The organism is Rhodococcus sp. UYP9 (genome assembly GCF_040547235.1).
In the GTDB taxonomy this organism is placed as follows: Bacteria; Actinomycetota; Actinomycetes; order Mycobacteriales; family Mycobacteriaceae; genus Rhodococcoides.
Genome location: NZ_JBEPPH010000001.1, coordinates 534,890 through 553,483, shown reverse-complemented (window position 1 = coordinate 553,483; position 18,594 = coordinate 534,890). Strand labels below are relative to the sequence as shown.

14 protein-coding genes are annotated in these 18,594 nt (G+C 63.2%); 2 read left to right on the top strand and 12 right to left on the bottom strand.

All coding sequences use genetic code 11. The features are described 5' to 3' along the window. Positions 1 to 12: 12 nt before the first annotated feature. Positions 13 to 2,427, top strand: a complete 2,415-nt coding sequence (locus ABIB36_RS02580) for a glycosyl hydrolase 2 galactose-binding domain-containing protein (RefSeq protein ID WP_354559041.1) — start codon at positions 13 to 15, stop codon at positions 2,425 to 2,427. On the opposite strand, the gene ABIB36_RS02575 is transcribed toward ABIB36_RS02580, so the two are convergent. From ABIB36_RS02575 to ABIB36_RS02520, 12 genes are all read right to left on the bottom strand, one after another. Then, on the bottom strand, positions 2,424 to 3,389 hold the full coding sequence (locus ABIB36_RS02575; RefSeq protein WP_354559040.1) for a glycosyltransferase family 2 protein: 966 nt from the start codon (positions 3,387 to 3,389) through the stop codon (positions 2,424 to 2,426). The two genes, ABIB36_RS02580 and ABIB36_RS02575, sit on opposite strands and share 4 nt — an antisense overlap. Continuing rightward, positions 3,386 to 4,240 carry a glycosyltransferase family 2 protein gene (locus tag ABIB36_RS02570; protein ID WP_354559039.1) on the bottom strand — a complete coding sequence of 285 codons (855 nt, stop codon included), beginning with the start codon at positions 4,238 to 4,240 and terminating at the stop codon, positions 3,386 to 3,388. The genes ABIB36_RS02575 and ABIB36_RS02570 overlap by 4 nt, the downstream gene beginning before the upstream one ends. A 225-nt stretch (positions 4,241 to 4,465) precedes the next feature. Beyond that, entirely contained in the window at positions 4,466 to 6,640 is a 2,175-nt protein-coding gene (locus ABIB36_RS02565) for a hypothetical protein (RefSeq protein WP_354559038.1), read from the bottom strand. After that, complete coding sequence (locus ABIB36_RS02560; RefSeq protein WP_256895650.1) at positions 6,621 to 7,916, bottom strand: glycosyltransferase; 1,296 nt, start codon at positions 7,914 to 7,916, stop codon at positions 6,621 to 6,623. The genes ABIB36_RS02565 and ABIB36_RS02560 overlap by 20 nt, the downstream gene beginning before the upstream one ends. A 44-nt stretch (positions 7,917 to 7,960) precedes the next feature. Then, positions 7,961 to 8,887 carry a glycoside hydrolase family 16 protein gene (locus ABIB36_RS02555; protein WP_084347177.1) on the bottom strand — a complete coding sequence of 309 codons (927 nt, stop codon included), beginning with the start codon at positions 8,885 to 8,887 and terminating at the stop codon, positions 7,961 to 7,963. Further along, on the bottom strand, positions 8,884 to 9,600 hold the full coding sequence (locus ABIB36_RS02550; RefSeq protein ID WP_143542139.1) for a hypothetical protein: 717 nt from the start codon (positions 9,598 to 9,600) through the stop codon (positions 8,884 to 8,886). The genes ABIB36_RS02555 and ABIB36_RS02550 overlap by 4 nt, the downstream gene beginning before the upstream one ends. A 5-nt stretch (positions 9,601 to 9,605) precedes the next feature. After that, a complete protein-coding gene (locus ABIB36_RS02545; protein WP_354559037.1) occupies positions 9,606 to 10,877 on the bottom strand; it encodes a hypothetical protein in 1,272 nt (423 codons plus the stop codon). Continuing rightward, positions 10,874 to 12,532: a lipopolysaccharide biosynthesis protein gene (locus ABIB36_RS02540; protein ID WP_084347247.1), complete on the bottom strand. Its 1,659-nt coding sequence runs from the start codon at positions 12,530 to 12,532 to the stop codon at positions 10,874 to 10,876. Before ABIB36_RS02540 ends, ABIB36_RS02545 begins: the two co-directional genes overlap by 4 nt. Then, positions 12,529 to 14,325, bottom strand: coding sequence for an alpha/beta fold hydrolase (locus ABIB36_RS02535; RefSeq protein WP_354559036.1), 1,797 nt, complete (start codon positions 14,323 to 14,325; stop codon positions 12,529 to 12,531). The genes ABIB36_RS02540 and ABIB36_RS02535 overlap by 4 nt, the downstream gene beginning before the upstream one ends. Before the next feature lie 33 nt (positions 14,326 to 14,358). Continuing rightward, positions 14,359 to 15,300 carry an amino acid--[acyl-carrier-protein] ligase gene (locus tag ABIB36_RS02530; protein ID WP_084347181.1) on the bottom strand — a complete coding sequence of 314 codons (942 nt, stop codon included), beginning with the start codon at positions 15,298 to 15,300 and terminating at the stop codon, positions 14,359 to 14,361. Beyond that, on the bottom strand, positions 15,301 to 16,458 hold the full coding sequence (locus tag ABIB36_RS02525) for an acyl-CoA dehydrogenase family protein (protein ID WP_354559035.1): 1,158 nt from the start codon (positions 16,456 to 16,458) through the stop codon (positions 15,301 to 15,303). 5 nt (positions 16,459 to 16,463) lie between these two features. Next, positions 16,464 to 16,721, bottom strand: a complete 258-nt coding sequence (locus ABIB36_RS02520; RefSeq protein ID WP_084347248.1) for an acyl carrier protein — start codon at positions 16,719 to 16,721, stop codon at positions 16,464 to 16,466. 328 nt (positions 16,722 to 17,049) lie between these two features. Here ABIB36_RS02520 and ABIB36_RS02515 point away from each other — a divergent pair, with 328 nt between their 5' ends. Next, complete coding sequence (locus ABIB36_RS02515) at positions 17,050 to 18,537, top strand: hypothetical protein (protein WP_354559034.1); 1,488 nt, start codon at positions 17,050 to 17,052, stop codon at positions 18,535 to 18,537. Positions 18,538 to 18,594 lie beyond the last annotated feature (57 nt).

The window sequence follows — 18,594 nt, the reverse complement described above, 5'->3', positions numbered from 1 at the left end:
AAGATAACTTAGGTGAGCAGCGATCTCGAGAACTTTCTGGACGGCGCCGAGTGGCAGCTGACTGCAACGGAACCGGGATCGTGTCTGCATCCTGGTGAGCTCGGTGCGGACGCCGAGCGGTGCGTTGCCCTCGTGCCGGGCACCGTCGCCTCGGTGGTGGACCGGCCGGATCTCGACGCGTTCGACTGGTGGTTCACCACCTCGGTGTCCGTGCCCAGCGATATCGCTACGACGCTGACGTTCGAGGGCATCGCAACGAGGGCAACGATCTGGGTCGACGGCGCGGAGGCTGCCCAGGTTCGATCCATGTTCGTACCGACGACCCTCGACATCCCGGCCGGTATCTCCGTCGTCGAGATAGCGGTGCGTGTCGAGTCGATGGACGTCGTCCTCGGCAGTAGAAGACCACGAGGACGCTGGCGATCCTCGCTGGTGGACAAGCAGGGCCTGCGGCACGAACGCACCACCCTGCTCGGCCGCGCCCCCGTGTACGGACCGGTTCCTGCCCCGATCGGCTTGTGGCGTCCGGTGACGCTACGGCCACGATCGCGTGCGCGACACTGTCGGCTCCACACCACGGTCGAGGGGACGGACGGGGTGCTGCGAGTCCGTGCAGATCTCGACGAGACGGTGTCGACTGTCACCGTCGACGTCGGCGATCGGCGGTTCTCCTACGCCGTCGACTCCTCGGATTTCGATGTGTCCGTGACCATCCCGGATGCCCGCCTCTGGTGGCCGCACACGCACGGTGAGCCGGTCCGATATCCCGTGTCCGTCACTCTCGACGAAGATCGTGTGCACAGTGCAATGGTCGGCTTTCGCCGAACCGAGTTGATTCGGCATGGGCGGTCGGTGGACCTGAGCGTCAACGGTGTTCGGGTTTTCGCTCGCGGAGGTTGTTGGACTCCTCTCGATCCGACACGCCTGTGGGTCGAGGAAGAAGTCATGCGCGCGGAACTGCTGCGTATGCGTGACGCGGGACTGAACACGATCCGCATCGTCGGCACGCTGGTGTACGAGCAACGTCAATTCTGGTCCCTCTGCGGCGAATTGGGCATCATGGTATGGCAGGATGTCATGCTCGCCACCACCGATCCGCCGCAGGACCCTGAGTTCGTCGAGGTCCTCGAACGCGAACTCGAAGCACTGTTCGCGAGTATCGGAGGTAACCCGGCGTTGGCCGTCGTCAGTGGTGGCAGTGAGACGCAGCAGCAGCCCACGATGCTGGGAATCACTGCTGCCGATCAACAGATCCCTCTGCTGGACAGTGTGATTCCCGAGATCCTCGAGAACTGTCTCGCCGGCACCGCCTGTGTCACTTCCAGTCCGTCGTCGACGTCCGGTGAACTGCACACCCACGTCGGTGACGGGATTGCGCACTACTTCGGTATCGGAGGCTATCTGCGGCCGATCGCCGACGTGCGCACGGCGCGTGTACGTTTCGCTGCCGAATGCCTGGCGTTCTCGATCCCGCCGGAGCGGCGAGCGGTGGATCGAATGTTCGGCTCCGCCAATGTTTCCGGTCATCATCCCGAGTGGAAGTCCGCGGTGCCACGCGACCGCGGATCGTCCTGGGACTTCGAGGATGTCCGAGATCATTACGTTCGAGCCATCTTCGCGGTCGACCCCCACCTCGTCCGTCGAACCGATGCCGAACTCTATCTCGATTACGGCCGCGCCGCCGTGTGTGAAGCCGTTACTGCATCCTATTCGCATTGGCGCAGAACCGAATCCGAGTGCGGCGGCGCATTGGTACTGACTCTTCGCGACCTGGTCCCGGGAGCCGGTTGGGGGCTACGGGACTCCGCAGGAGACCCGAAGGCTCCGTGGTACAGCCTGGCGCGTATCAGCAGCCCGATCGCGGTGTTCCTCGTCGACGACGGTCTCGACGGTCTGAGCATCGAGATGGTCGACGACACACCGGAGCCGCTGCAGGGAATTCTTCGGGTGTCACTGCACGGCGCGATGGGCCGAATCGGCGAGCCCTATGAACAGCCGATCGAACTCGCGGGACACAGTTCGAAGATGCTTGCTCTCGACCGGGTCATCGGAACGTTCGCCGACGTCAACCACGCGTATCGATTCGGGACCCAGACGTACTCTTCGGTGGTGGCGGAGTTGGTCGACCTCGCAGGCGTTCGAGTCGCCGAGGCAACTCATCTCATCGGTGAGACACAAGTTCGACAGAACGATGTGGGTCTGTCCGCGTGCGTCGAACCAGTGGATTCGGGTCGGTGGTCGCTGACCGTGTCGACGAACTCGGCCGCTCAGTACGTATGCATCGACGTCGGCGGATTCGACACCAGTGACTCGTGGTTCCACCTCGCTGCAGGGGCGAGTAGAACGGTGACCCTGACCGGCGGTGGACCGAAACCGGCAGGGCATGTGCGTGCGCTCAATTCGGTGAAGCGAACGCAGATACGCTAACCGGAGGTACGGCTCAATCGTCCACGTGCATAACCGAATCCGGCTGCGCCGAGGCTGGCGACGACAGCGAGCGCGCCCCACAAGCGGGCCGGGTTTCCCTGTGCCGCCGCAGCGGTTTCGCGTCCGACTGCGCGTGGCAGAATTTTGGCCGTGTACGAACGCTCGGAAGACAGGGCGTCCCCTGGGCCGATGAGACGAGCGATGGCAGCTTTGGAGACCCCCTCGGCGTAGCTCCGCGAGAGAAGATACCGGGGCCGCGTCCGGTCGGCGCTGACGTTGTGGTCGACGGCGATCGACGGGTCGAAGAGGATCTGCGCTTCGGGGTGCGTCTGACGAAGCCTGATGCACAGTTCGGTCTCTTCGCAGCCCAGCGGAATACGCCCGATGCGGCCGATGCCGGAGATGAATCCGCCCAGCTCCACGATCGGTGCGCGACGGAAAGACATGTTGGCGCCCATCAAGTTACGAACCGTCGAGGTGGTCGTGGGCTGGCCACGGTAGGTACAGCCCACGATCCAATCCAGTTCACCCGGTTCTCCCGCGACCGCGGTCGGTAGGAAAGCGGGACGAGAACTGGGCCAGACCGGGTGCGCGGACCCTCCTACCGCGTAGACGGTGGGGTCCGCGTAATGCGCCGAAATCGATGCAATCCATTCGGTCGAGCGTGGTGCGGCGTCGTCGTCGAGGAACACCACGATGTCACCTGACGCGAGGTCCAACGAGGTGTTGCGGGCCCCGGACAAGCCACGCGGATGCGAGTTCTCGACAACGTTCACGGCCGAACTACGCGGCAGAAACTCTGCCCGTGCACGCTCGAACAACCGCTCGTTGTGGTCGATGACGACCAGTAGTTCCTTCGCAGCCGTGGACTGGCCCAACACGGCATCGACTGCCGCCCTGAGGTCGTCCCAGCGATCGAGCGTGTAGGCGCAGACGACGACCGACGAGGTGAGCTTGCTCACGCCGATTTCTTGTGCAGTGGAATCGAATTCAATTCGTCGAAGACCTCGAACGCTTCGAATTCCAGGTCCATGTCGGTACGCGCATCGTTGGTGCTGCGGCCCGGACGTGGGATGGACTCCTTGGCGAGCCGACGTGCACGCAGACGTTCGGTGAACAGCGTGCGGAGAACGCGGAAGCCATCGGAGAACGTGCGGAGGTTGGACTGGCCGTAGATCCGAGCCAGCTCGATGCTCGGCACTTCCTGAATACGAACGTCTGCCTCGGCGAAACGGCAATTGATGATGGTCTCGATCTCGAAGCCATCGCCCCAGAGCATCTCGCCCTCGGCGTGCTCCTGCTCGAGTGCCGGCAGGTCCAGCACCGGAACCAGATCGCGCCAGAATGCGTTGTAGCCGTAGCACAAATCGGAGAATTTGGTCCCGAAAAGCGTGTTCGCAACCAGGTGCAAGCCACCGTTACCGGCGCGACGCAGGGGAGTGATGTCGTGGCTTCCGCCGCCCGCGGTGAAGCGGCTGCCCTTCGCGAAATCGGCACCGGCGAGGAGCGCGTCGACGAATCGTGGGATCTCGTCCGCGTTGGCAGAGCCGTCGGCGTCGAACATCACGATGATGTCGCCGGTTGCGGCTTCGAACCCGCAGGCGAGAGCGTTGCCCTTGCCCTTGCGGGTCTGCTTGATGATGCGGATGTCTCCGCGAATCTCACGAGCGGCGTCGATGGTCCCGTCGACGGAACCGCCGTCGACCAACACGAGTTCGTAATCATGCGAAAGCAGCGGCAGAACGTGCCTCAGATTGGCAGCCTCGTTGAGAGTGGGGATGACGATGCTGATGCGCGGGTTCATGGAGTTCATTGCCATTCCAAACAGGTATTAGTGCGGTGACCGACTTAGGCTTGGAACATCTGCGGCGCGACCCCCGGCGGATCCCACAGACTGGACAAGTACGCGTTCGGTTTTTCGAACGCGACATCCTGTTTTCGACCTGCTTATACCTTAAAAGATGCTTTGTGATTGTCAAGCTGCGCGTAAACAATCCGCGGTGCTGTTTGTGAGACGTTGCTCATACCAATTGAATGTTTAATCCACTGGTCGCTCGAATACGAGGGTGTCAGCGTCCTGTGACCGTAACGACCAGGCAGGATTCGATCTCAACCAACGCTCGAACGTCTCCGCAGCACCCTCCTGCATGAATCCGTAATACTTCATCGACTCGAGCGACTGACGGGTCAAAATCACGTACGACGGCGTGTCGCGCTGCGACGCATCCCAGTCGAAGGCTTCGAGTTGCTCGGCCGTCGGGAACTCGAGCATGTATTCGGGGCCGTAATAGTTCAGGGGCGCGTCGAACAACTCGTTCGCCTCGGCCTGCGCTACGTACTTTGCCGTCGACCTGATCGGGTAGCCGGCGGGATAGAGCAGGGTGAACGTCGAACCTACGGGCGCTTGCGCGACCAGGTCCCGCGTTTGGTCGACCTGCGCACGATTCTCGATGATCAGCGGCCACAAACCGAAGTAACCCTGCAACCCGAAGGTCGCTGCGCCGACGGTCCCCAGAACTGCAGCTGCCATCGCGGCGCGGGTGCCCACTCTGCCCAGGGTGGAACGGGCCGCCGACGGCTCCATGTCGAGGGCGGCGAGCAGCATCGGGGCGACCAGCAACGCACAGCCGGGAATGGCGTACAGGTACACCCGGAAGATCGCTTCGCCGCCGTAGCTCTGCCCGGCGAGCAGAGCGATCGAGCCGAAGGCCATGACCATCGGCGCCCAGAACGTCTTTTTGGTCCGCCAGGCGTACACGATCGATGCCATCGCCAGCGCAAAGACACCCGCCGACAAGGCCCGACACACCAGGGAGGTCACCTGCTTGCCCAGGATTCCCGGCGCCTGAACGTTGCTCGCTGCGTTCTCCACCGGATCGAAACCGGACAGCAGCCCGTACGGGGCGACGATGGACAACCGGGGATAGAGATAACCCAGAAGAATGATCGCCAGCGGAAACATGAGCCACCACGGCTTGGCTCGCCGAGTGACGAGCAGAACTCCGGTGACTGCGAACAGCCAATACGGGGTCAGTTGGTGCGTGGGTACCAGCGCCGCGAACGGGATGATGGCCAGGAACCCCGCAACCCGCAGTTGCATCGAAGCGAGCAGCAACACCATGAAACCCACGGCGAGAACGAAACCGAGTGCCTGCGGGGCGTAGTAGTCCTGTCCGACCCAGTTCACCAATTCCGCGATCATCGCCGCGGTGACCGCGACGCGTCGCCGGAGCTTCAGAACCCGGGCGAGCGAATAGACGAACACCGCAGTGAGGACGTGAATCATCGGTGCGAAGACGTGCGCGAGGGAGAGGATTCCGAAGTTGCTGACCTGACCGAACCACGCAGTGACCACGAAAAAACTGGGCCACTGTGAGTAGATGTCGATTCCATTGGGCGGCAACGCCCCGAACGCCAGAATGTATTCGGTGACTGCGACGTGCTTGTACGTCCACTCGTACACCGGCGCATCGGTCACGAGCGTGACCGTCACGCGCTGCACGAGAATGGCTACGCCGATAGCAGCAACAGCGATACGCAACTGATGACGACGAACCGCCGTCAGAAAAGCGACGACCACCAGGGCCATACAGATGACCAGGATGGGACCGGTGCCTGCGGACAGAAGCCCGAACTGTGAATAGCCGGCGCTCTCGAGCCCTGGCAGGGCGGGCAGCCACAGCACGACGGCCAGCGCCAGCAAGAGGCCGGCGACATTGTGACGGAGGAATTCTCGATCCCACACGATCTCGGCGGCACGCTGTACGCGTCCGCGTATCGACTGACGCGAGAAGGCCTGCCGAGCCCACTCTCGCCACCCCTGCACCTCAGGCCATTCACTGTGCCTGCGATACCAGAGTGCCGAGGATCCGAGCTGCGCCAACGCCACGATCGCGGTGATCCAACGCGGTGACCACTGATAACCCCACATGGCTGCCGTCGTGACGAGAACGAAGGACGCGAGACTCAGGATGGGAACGGCGGCAAGTCGAGCCCGCGGTGGAATGTAGATCCAGGTCAGAATCGCCGATCCCGGCCCGGTGAACACGGTCACCGCGAGAAGAGCAGCACGAATCGGGGCGGGCAGCGGTGCCATCGCCACCAACGCCGCGACGGCGGCAAGAACTGCTACGTCGGCGAATCGGATGCCAGGGCGCGGCGACGTCGACGGTCGATGGGCGACGTCGCGGATATCAGTCGAGGACAGGGACACGGCTCACCGCCGACAACGGTGTACGGACGCGGCCCTCACGTCGGCTCCGACGCAATGCACCCGGACCTTTGGCGATGGACAGCAGTTCCATCCGGCCGATTCCGTCCGGCAGATCCGCGGCGAGATCGTCCGGGGGAGAGGCGACTTTGCTCATCTTCACCGACAGCCGGACGGCGCTACCGAGCCTTCGCACCGCGACGCGTGCCGCGAGAGTCGCGGCCCGTCGATCCGTCGCTACCGTCGTCAACCATGCCCCCAGCCCGAGCCCGTACCCGCGAGCCTGGACCGCAAGCGCGTCCGAATCGGCGCGATGACGATGCCACACGATCGACGCAGGCTCGTAGACCAATTGGTCCCCTGCCATGAGCACGCGGAAGAACATGTCGAGGTCCTCACCACCATTGGTCGGGGACCCGACGCCCAACGCTTCGTCGAATCCACCGAGATCGAACATGCGGTCGCGGGAGACGGCGAAATTCGCGCCCGTGCCGTACATACCGACCTGGAACGGGAACAGTGGAACGTCCGCTGGAGGATGGGCGAGGTCGTAGATCCGAGGCGTCACCGAACTGGCCCAGCCGACGCGTCGATCGAAGTAGGCCTGCGCATGAGTTCGGATCTCCCCGCTCGGGACGATCCCCGATACGCACGTCACCCGATCGCCGCGTCGGAATCCGCGGGCAATGCTCCGAAGCCACAACGAGTCGACGGCCACGTCGTCGTCGGTGAACGCCACGATAGGGTGCCGGGCGGCACGCAGACCGGTATTTCGTGCACGGGACAACCCTGCGATGGGCTCGGACACGACACGAACCCGTGGATCTGCCAGCAATCGAACGTAATCGACGGTGGCGTTCGTCGGCGATGCATTGTCGACGACGACGACCTCGAAGTCCGGGTAGTCCACCGCCAGCACCGAGGCCAACGCCCCGCGCAGATGATCGATCCGATCGCGAGTGCAGATCACCACGGAGACAGCAGGCATGAGCGGGTGCGGAGCCGAGACGGCGGCGGGAGATTCCCCGGGATCTACGACGTCGAGTGTGCGCACGCGCTCGATGAGAGTGTCGACCGAGACACAGCCGTCCAGGATCGGAAGTTCGACGAAGCCCATCGGGTCCATGCCGTGCCGAACGAGAAGCCGTGCACGTGAATAGCCCTCCGCGTCCGACAGGGACAGGGACTCGGGCATCTCGTGCTCGATGTCGACGTCGCCGATCCAGAGTGCGCCGTCCCATTCCGGTGACTGCAATCTTTCGAGTGCGGGGTTCAACACGAGGGGAGATCCTTTCGATACGGCCAGGGTGGTGCCGAAGAGCTTCAGTCGGTTCGGTAACGAACCCAGTCGATGGACATCGTGGCCGGGAACTTCGTCTGTGCAGTGGTCGGTCCCGGCCAGTCTCCTGCGACCGCAACGTTGAACAGGAGATAGAACGGCTTGTCGAACACCCAGTATTCGTCACCGCCGGTCAGATCGGCGGGTGTGATCGTGGAGAGAACGGTCTCGTCCATGCCTGTGACGACCTTGTCCGGCGACCGTTCGACCCAGTAGGTGTGAAAGTCCTCGGACAGCGGTTCGATCGGAATTCCCGAGGTGCCCGACTTCTGACTGTTCAGGCTGTCGGCCTCCGGGGCATGGATACCGGAGTGATAGTTGTCGGCGGCATTGAGGGTCTCGATCACGTCGATTTCGCCCGAGATCGGCCACCCGACGGAATCGATGTCGGTGCCCAGAAGCCAGAACGCCGGATGGAGTCCTTGGCCCGCAGGCATTTTTATGCGAGCTTCGACGCGGCCATAGGTGAACTCGAATTTGTCCTTCGTCGTCACCCGCGCCGAGGTGTATCCGCCGGCAGCGTCCAGTGCGGAGATGTCGAGGTTGCCCGATCCGTCCTGAGCCGAGTTGTCCGTCGAGTCGGTGTAGTCCTGCTTCTCGTTGTTTCCCCACCCGGTTCGGCCGGTGTCGTAACTCCATTTGCTCGAGTCGAGAGCGCTACCACGAGCGGCGTCGAACTCGTCGTAGACGGTGAACTCGCTGCCGTTTCCGCTGGCGTCGGATTCTTCCTTGTCCCCGCTCGGTTGCACCCACAACTCTCGATACGCGACCGTGCCCGACACTGCCACCGTCGCCGCAACTACCGCAGCGCTCAGCAGCCGAGGCCAGAGCTTCTTCTTCGGCGGCGGAGTCGAACCCGATGATGGGAGCCGGGAAACCTCGACGGTTTTCGGGTCTACCTGCTGCGTCATCGATTTTCGAGGGGATTCGAGGTGGCAGCGGAGGCCACGATCTTCATGCGCCGAGCCGTCGCGCGATGCGCTACCGCCAATATCACTGTTCCGGCAAGGATGGAATAGACGACGATTCGCTCGACGGCGCCGATCCCTATTCCGACACTGTGACCGCCGATGTACAACAACGTCGCGGTGAGTCCGATCCCGCCGAGAGTCGTCACGATGATGCCGATCGTGCGGCGCAGTGAGCGGTGACCACCGGCGACGATCAGTCCAAGGCTTCCCACGACGAAGAAGACGGTCGCGCCGAACGAGTGCACGCCGTAGTTCAGGCCCTGGTTCACGACCCCGGCAACAATGCCGCCGAACCCGGCCGCGCACAGGAGAATACCGCCGCGAACGTCGACGACACCGATGACCATCCACGCCGTCGCGGCGACGACAAGACAAAGACCGAACAGTGCAATGGACACGTTCATCAATGGGTACAGCGAGCTGCACGGCCAATTGCCGGTCGGCCCGCAGAACGCGACACCGAGCTCACTGACGAAATTGGTGCGGTAGCTGTAGAGCCCGCGCCAGGACGCGGCAACGACGAACTCCACGAGAAGAATCTGCAGTACCGCCATGCCCGCCCAGTAGCCGATCCTGGCCCACAACGATGCGTCGGGGCCCGTCGTCGGCTTGCCCTGCAGCGCTGCGCGGGCTTGTCGAAGCTGAGTACTCATGGTGGTCACTCCTGGCCGCTGAACATAGCGATGGGATCGGACAATGCTACGTCCAAGGCGGACTGGACGGTCTCGACGTCGAAGACATTGCCGTGGAACGACGCCGACACCTGGAAAGTATCGCGGACGTGCATGGACGTGATCACCACCGAGTCGGGCAGCGCAGGTTCACTGAGCGGATAGAACTGGCTGTTCTCAGGATCCGCGGTCCATGCGATACCGTCCAACTGCCGTATCCGCCCGATGTCGGAGAACGTAAGCCGTGCGTCGGCGTTCACCGGCGCGCTGTCGACCGCGGTGGCAGGTAACGCCGCGCCGGTCCGCAGATACGACAGCGCACTCAATGTCCCTGCCGCGAGCGGACGTCCATTCTCGATCGCGTGGGCGACGGCGCCGTGGACCGCACGTGGGGATGCGGGATCGAGCCCGTGAAAGTCGATCCCGACCGCAAAATTCCCCAGCACCAGATCGCTCGTTGGGAGATAGCGTCTGCAATCGAACAGGAAGGTCAGTGACTGTGCGACGGAAATGCCCTGTGCAGCAATTGCATTCGCGACGGCACCGCATAGCATCGACGCCACCGACAGGTCGGGGGCGTTGTGATCACGCCAGCAGCGAAGTGCCGTCGGAGCGCCTGCCCGTGACGTCGCCGTTGCCATCGCGGGTGATCGAGTCCACGGGTTGCGTCTCGGGACCGCAGTGTTCTCTGCTGTGGTCGCCGTCGAAGCAGAGCGTGAGGCACGTAGCCGTCCGGACAGAACAGCGCCGACCTTGCGCGGATTACGAACCGCCCAACTGCTGAACGCCCGTGGCAGAGGGCTTTTCACAACGGGTGCCGTCGCCCAGGCAGGGAGTGGGGGATCCTCGGAAGGATCGGCCAGATAGGCGTATAGCTCCACCGGCAACAACGCATCGCTCAATCCATGCGACAGATCCAGAAGGAGGTACTCACCGGCAAGGCGGCCGCGCAACGGGACTTCCGCCGACGCCGTCGAGGAGAGTTCGACGAGGGCACCGGCGATACCCGCTGCCGTGATCGGCGGCGCGGATTCCACCTCGGCGCAGACTGCGTCGGGTTCGTACGCCCACTGCCGCGTCGACGGCGTGACACGCAGACCCAGTCGAGCGGCAGGGCCCGCCGAGGCCAGTTTGCGAAGGCGCGCTCGGACACGTTCGATGCCACCGAAATCTGCGGGCCCGAGTCCGCCGATGAGCCGAGAATCCGACCGCAACATATCCATTGCAGTTGCCTTGTACGTGATCGCGTTTCGGCTCACGGCGCACCCCTCTCCGGTGCCGGCCGACGGTAGGGGGCGTGGATACGGCCAGGGTCGAAGATACGAGGCCTGGAATCGATGTGGTGCGCACCGCTGGAGCTGTACTCGCGGGCGTAATCACCGTTCGCGAACTGCTGCGGCCGTTCGGCCAGGACTGTCGGGTACGGGCGTGGCCCGGGCGGGGCGGGAGGGAGCGGATCCTCCGGTGGAGGCGGGCCGTCACGATGCGCCAACAGCCTGATCCATCGAATCAGCGGCACGATCAACACGAGTGCGCCGAATCCTTCGGCCGCCAGGTATGCCCAGCCGACAGCGGCGATGCCGAGTGAGGACGACAGGCTCAGCGAACCGATGATGATGATCGACGTCGCGATCACCTGCACCACGACAGCCAGTCGCATTTTTCGTTGGACACGCGCAAGGCCGTCGTAGAGCGATCCCACGACCGAGAGCGGAATGGTGAACGCGGCAAGTTGGACGATGATCGTGCCGTTCTCGCGGTACTCCGCCCCCACGATCCCCAACCCGAACGGTGCAATGAACGCGAGAAAGAACGAACCCCCCAGCGCCACGACGGCGACCATCGTCATGAAACGTTTGGTCAATCGCGAGAACTGATCCGGATGTGCGGCGACCTCCGCGACGAACGGACCCACGAGGACACTGATCAGGATGTACAGGGCACTGACTATCGACCAGGTCAACGAGAAATACGCGTTGCTCTCGGTGCCCAACGTGGCCACTACGATCATCGGGATCAGCAGCGGAGCGAGTGAACCGAGTGCGGTGATGCCGTAGGCGGATCCGAAGTACGACCACAGCTCTCGACGCGGCGGAAGATTGGGCTCCAACTGATATCGCGGCTCGGTTCGCAGCGCCCGCAGGATGTGGCGAAGAACGACCACCGACGCGATGACCGCTGGGATGGCCCACGCCGCGATGATCGACGTGCTCCGGGCCGTCGCGAACAAAGCAAGAAGCAGACCGAATTTCACGACGGCATGAAAGACGTTCTTCGCTGCAGCCCAGCGTGCGACTCCGAGCCCGGACGACGTCTGATCTTGCAGCGCGAACACCGCGAGTACCGCAACGAACAGTGGGAAAGTGACGATTTCGGCGGTGCTGGTGAACATCTTGTCGACCGGCGCGAAGAGCAGAAACACGCACCCGAGGACGAACGCGAACGCAGTGATCGTCAGGTAACCGCGCACGACGAAAGACCGTGCCAGTCGGCCGGAATCGGGCAGAAACCGCTCGTACATCGACCCGAGGCTCAGGTTGGACAATGTCGAGAGCATGACGGCCGAGGTGATCACCGCGGAGGCGCTGCCGACCTCGGCCACCGGGTACAACCGGCCGGCTGCAGCCCAGAACAGCAACCCGAGGCCGCCGGTGATGACGGTGGACAGCATCAAGGCCAGAGAGTTCAGTGCCAGGTTGCGGTCGGAACTTTTCCCGTCCGCGGCGTCGTCGGGTACCTGCGGGTCGCCTGGTGTCTCGGGTCGATAAGAGATCTGGGCCTGGCTGACCTGCTGAATCGGCATCGTGTGAGACATGAGGCCCATGTCCCAACGAACCGGCTCGAGTGGATACCACTCGAGCCGCTCGAGATTGTGGTGTCGCGGTGGTGCGATCTTCGGGGCGCGGTGTTTCACAGAGGCCGCCACCGCACGGGTACAGGGGGCGCAGGCAAGCCGATCTCCATGTCGAAGGCCTCGTTCACCGCGTCGACGAGCTCTCGGCGAACCGTCTCCCGCAGATCGCGGCTGTACAGCGAGTGATCGCCGACCTCGAAGGACTTGACCGTCGTCGAACCGGATCGGGTGTCGGACTGCTGACGCAGCCGTCGCATTCCCTCCGGGCCGCGGTTGTCCACGAACCATGCAGTGTCCGTCGGAGACAGAAGGACAGTGGTTCGCACGTTCTTCGACTCCAACCTGCGTAGAGAAATCTCCGGAACCTGGATGAGACCGCGTAACCCGAGCCACAACCACATGCGATACGGCATCGAGGGCTGCAGGCTGTTCTTCACGCGGACGCCGACATGGTGCAGGCGATCCAATGCGGACGCGACAAAGCCTTTGTCCTCGTGCACCATCGAGGAACGCTTGACGAACTCGAGCCGTTTGGTCGTCCAGTCGAGGCTGTTCAACAGGACCGCGGAATTCACGCCCAGTTCGGCTGCTGCAAAGCTGGAGTACCAAGAACCCGAGCACATCCCGGACACCACGACGTTGCGCGGTCCGGCTCCTGATTGCTGCACTGCCGTCAGTGCATCCTCGTTGCCTTCTTCGCTGTAGAGCTCGGTGATCTCGTCGTCCGACACCAGCCCGCTTTCGCCGGTGCCGCGGCGATCGAATCGGAGAACCGAAACACCCTGGGCAGCAAGGTAACGGGCCATCTCGACCCACAGACGAACAGGTCCGACTCGGTGTTCGTTCGCGGTCGGGTAGAGAACGAGGGTCGGTCCGCCCGCCGCGCACGACGGGGAGGTGGTCCTGATGGCGAACAGGGCGTTCGGCCCGAGAGATTGCGTCGTCTCGACCACGGTACTTTCGCCGCTACCGAACTCGGCATGATCACGCAGTGTCACCGACACCGGTGCTTCGTTGCCGTCGAAACGATCCGAGAGCCAACGAGCCAGATGGGTGATGTCCGCGGTGGGCAGCACCACCTCGAAATCCGAAGGTTCGAGAAACAGTTCGTGATCGGACAACGTGTGCTCTTCGGCGTTCTGCTTCTCCACCAGGGTCCGAATCGGCTTGGCATCAGCACGTTCCGGGCGGGTGGCGACAAGGACCGGGCACTCGATCGATTCGAGCTTGGAGATATCGAGAGCCGCGAGGTCCGAGGTCACATCCGGGTGCAGCACGGCACCGATCATCGACACCCGAGCATCCTCCTCGGAGTCCTGGGTGACACTGACCGAATACAGGGCACGCTGCTCGCGCAAATAGGACCGACCGCGAACGACCGGGTCCCAGAGGGCAACTGCGGTCAATGGACCGACCTGCGAGAACGCCGCAGCGCTCAGTAACGCACCGGCACGCAACCCGACGAGCGCCACCGCGTCGACCCCGCTCGAGCGCACGAACCCGGCGGCAGTGACGATGCTGCGGGTCCACTTCGCGACGATGTCTGCCGAGTCCTGATCGCCGGCGGAATCTCCGGTGCCGAAGTAGTCGAACCGAAGTACGAGCAGACCCGAATCGCACAGCTTCTGCGCAAGCAGAGTCAAGCCGCGGTAGGAGTCGACCTGCTCCTTGCCCAATGGCGGACACAGGATTACACCGCCCCGTGCGCGCCCGCCCGCGGGTACGTGCACGGTTCCGAACAAGCTTTCCGATTCGGGGCCGAACCACGTCGAGTACTTTCCGCCGGCAGTATGCGGATTCACGTCGACATGAGAGGTGTCCGTGTTCCGCTCTGCCGTACTTCGGGTGCTCACAGGACGATCCCCTCGTTGTTGGTTGTCGTTCGTTCAGCGGGAAATGGAAGCGGGCCACTTTCGACTGTCGAGGCCGTGGGTGCGCAACATCGCCAGTGCGATGCGCTCCATACCGAAGCCGACGCACGCGCTGTGTGCGGGTTCGCCGTCGACCGTGGAAATTCCGAACGTGTGACCGAAATGGTCACGGTGGCAATTGCACGAGACCACCGCGGTGCCGTCGTCGAGATCTCCGTAAAGTTTGACGACCAGTTCGGTCTTGAGGTTCTCGTTGCGCTGGTTCGCGGCCAGCATGCGGCCTGCGCGTCCGAAGAACGGGTCGTTGGCGATGACGGCTTCGGCTTCGAGGCCGAGATCGGCAAGCACCTCCATGCCTCGCACCACCCAGCGTTCGCGGTGTGCGACGGCCTCGTCCGGAGTGCCGACGCGAACGTACTCGTGCATCCGAAATGCTTGCATCCGTGCGGGATCCACCGCCGGCTCGTGCCGGAAGCAGTAGCCGTAGATATCGAGCAACCGGCCGTCTTCCGGAAGTACGCCCGTCATCATCGAGTACGAAGGGTGGCATGCGGCCGAAACGAGCATGGTGCCTGCGGACTCGAGGTGGTGATCCCAGTCCTTGCCTTCGGCGCGGTCCGCGAGCAACGAGGCATGGGCCTTGTTGTCACCGTCGAAGGTGTTGATGGCGCCGGTCAGGTTGGGAAACGAGGCGATGTAATCGGTGCGCTCGAATGCTTCCCGCGGGAAAACCGGCGGGAAGCGGAATCGCGGAGCCGAGAAGCCGTGCTCGGATCGTCCCGCGGCATCGACGACCTCGTCGATTCTGTCGATGATGTCCTCGAATTCACCCGAGCGGCCGTAGAGACCCTCCACCGAGCTGGGTACGAGGAGTTCGGCGGCAACGAGTTCCTCGCGGAATCGTGCTCGCGCAGAATCGAGTTCGGAAATCTCGGTGGGGTTCGCGTGTGCAGTCATTCAGTTACCTTTGTAGACGAGCGCAAGTTGGGAGTTGTGCCCGAGAATGCGCTCGTTGCTGACCATGATGGCGGAGCCGTGCGCGTCCCGCAGGTGACGACCGATGCTCATATCGGAGTCCTGTCGGTAGCCGGAAATGCCGCAGATCTGCAACGCTTTGCCGACGATGTCGATGACGAGTGAGGACGCAGTCACCTTGAGGTTGTTGATTCGCACCGCGAAACCGATAGCACCGAGATCTCCGGGGGAGTCCGCGATGGCCTCGTACTTTGCTGCCGCGCCGAATACCGCGTCGACGAGCTGCTCGTGCACGACATAAAGCTCGGCGAGCCGAAGTGCGCTCGGCGGAGTGACTCCCGGCGTGCGACTGGCAGCCTTGCGAACGGACCTGCGCGCCTTGGCGACTGCCGCATCAGCGATGCCAAGCCACGCGGCACTCCAGAGCACATGCGCGGCAGGCAGCATCGTCTGCGCGGAGATATCGCCGTAGCTGTCACCCAGAATGCTCGACGTCGTGGCAGTTGCCTCGAGTTGGAATCCGGGGCTGCACGTTCCACGGAACCCGAGGGTGTCCCAGTCGCCGGTGCGTTCGAGCACGACGTCCGGCTTCTCGCAGACGACCAACACCTGATCGCTCGGGGGACTGTCCACCGAGCGGCGAGCCGTCGCGAGGACGAACTGTGCGTATTCGCCATAGGAGATCACCGGAGCAGTTTTCGACAAGGCGATCCGATCGCCGTCGTATTCGACCGCGCACCCGCTGGTTCGCACGTCGCCACCGATGTTGATTTCAGTGGTCGCCGAGGCCACCAGCGGACGTTCGACAACGAACCGACGCAGCAACGATTCCATGGCGTCGGACTTCCCGTGCCGGACGATGCTCAGTACCTGGGACTGATGCATCACGAAGATCATGGCCGAAGAGGCGCATTCTGCGCCCAGTGACCGTGCGATATGCGCGAGTTGAGTAAGGGAAAGACCGCCGCCACCGAAGTGCACGGGAATGCCTGCCTCGAGGAGACCGGCTTGGCGAATCGCCTCCATGGACTCGGTCGGGAATCGGGCATCGCGATCGACCTCATCGGCGAACGAACGCACTGTGGTCAGTACCTCGGACATGTTCGAGATGTCGAGGGCGTCCCGGTAAGCGGTGGTCATAGCCCTCAGTCCGTGAGCTGTGCGACGGCTGTGGCGATGGACTCGATGCTGGCGAACGTGGCCTTCTGCAGCATGGCATCGGGGAATTCGATATCGAACTCGTCCTCGAGAGCGATCATGACGTTGACGCTGGCATGCGAGGTGAGGCCGCTGTCGTAGAGATCGGCCGAGTCCTCGATGCCCGACGCTGGTAGTGGAAGCTTCCCGAATTTGTCCAGAACTTCTCGAATCCTGGTCACATCTGCAGCATCGAGCGTCTCCATACGAACCTCCACTGAATCTCGCAACTTTCCGAGACCGGACGGCCTCGTACTGACTGTGGGTTTGCAACACGTCCATGTTTGCAACCCAGCTGTCTCCCCAGACCTTCCCAAACAATATAGTAGATTGTTTTGAAGCGTCGGCTCGAATTGTTCGGCTGCTCTTGGATTGGTTACCTACCAGCGGGTTTCCCTTGGATTCGGATTTCAATCGAGATGAGCATCACCGCTGTATGGGGACTTGCCCTGCCCGTATGCGCCCGAGGTAGGTGGGGTGAAGAAGTACAGTGAGGGCTTCGTCGGGCCCAATAAATGAAGGAACTCAGTGCCGGTGAGTGGAGTCTGCGGCATAGCCGTGGAGCCGAGTGCCGTCCGGATCTCTTACCTGAGAGACGGGCGCCGCATCGAGGATTCGATAGACGCCGAAGGAGCCCATTGGCTCCTCAACGGCAAGCTTGCCGACTGCGGACCGTTCGACGATGTGGTACTCACCGGACGCGATTCGGACGTAGTGGCCTCGCTCTTGGACTCGCTCGACAGTAGTGAAAACTCCACCATTCGAATGGTCGACGAGGGTTCGGCGGTGCTCGCCTACGCGCGCTCGATCGAGAGGCTCGCGACGGCGCGGGCATTACTGGTGCTCGACCTCGGAACGAACGGTACGACCGCGCTCACGTTGGACGTAGCAGCAGGCGATGTCACCCGAAGTCGACGCACTCCGACTCTGTCGGGTGACGCACTCGACGGGGTAGTCGAGAAGATCGTCATGGCCAAGAATATCCTTCCCCCCGCGGAAGGCGTGGAAGGTGAACGCGAATACCGCGTCTTCTTCCGCGACCTCAAAGAGATGCTCAGCACGGCCGCGGGTGTCCGCGCGCCGAACAACGGGCCGGTGTTGATCACTCGCAACGATTTCGACGACGCCGCAGCCCCGCTGATCCTTCAGGCACTCGCGTGGGCGGTCCCGTCGACTCCGGATGCGGTGTTGCTCATCGGTGGTGGCTCGCACATGCCGATCGTGCGGTCACTCGTCGAACGTAGATGGGTCGTCGACGTCGTAGTTCCGGATTCACCGATGTCGGTCATCGCGGAAGGAGCAGCGCTGGAGGCTGCACCGATCGCTCCCACGATGACTCTCGCGACGCTGCTGGCGGAGCATCACGCGAGCACGCCGCCCGCTGTAGTTCCCGAGTCGGTTGTAGTTCCTGAGTCGGCTGTGGTTTCCGAGCCGGCCGAGGCGGAAGCCGCGACGCAGGAGCTGAGGACGTCGGACGCGGAAACGGCCCAGGCGGCGATGGAGACAGCGCCGATGCAGACGGTCCCGGTGGCGCTCGCCCCGGTACTGCCAGCGCCTGTGGACGCGCCCCCTGAGTGGACGGTCCCTGCGGGGACGGCCCAGAACTGGGCAGCCCCGAACTGGTCGGGGCCGATCAAGACCCCACCGGCATCGGTCCCCGCGTCGCAAAGTCCCCGTCGTATGCAGTGGTCGGTGCGAGACGCCGCCTGGTTGGGGGCAGTAGCCACAGTGGTTCTGCTGGTCTGGGCAATCGTCGCGGTACGAGGCAATACCGCCCCGCCGCCCGGGATCGGAATCGATCCCGGCTCGATCCCTGCCGGAAATTCCTCGGTCACCGAGAGTGCGCCTGCGCTGCCGGAGCCGATCCCGATGCCCGAGTCGGAGCCCGTTCCAGAGCCGGTGGACACCTTCGACCCCGTCGAACCAGGCGCCGATCCGGATACCGGCAACGTCGAATACACCGAGGACGGTTTCTACTACGAGGACGGCTATGTCGTCGAAAACGATTCGGATGTGAACTGACCTCGGAGCTGACGGGGCCGCGCCGCACTTCGGCCACACACCCGGTAGCGTGGCCCC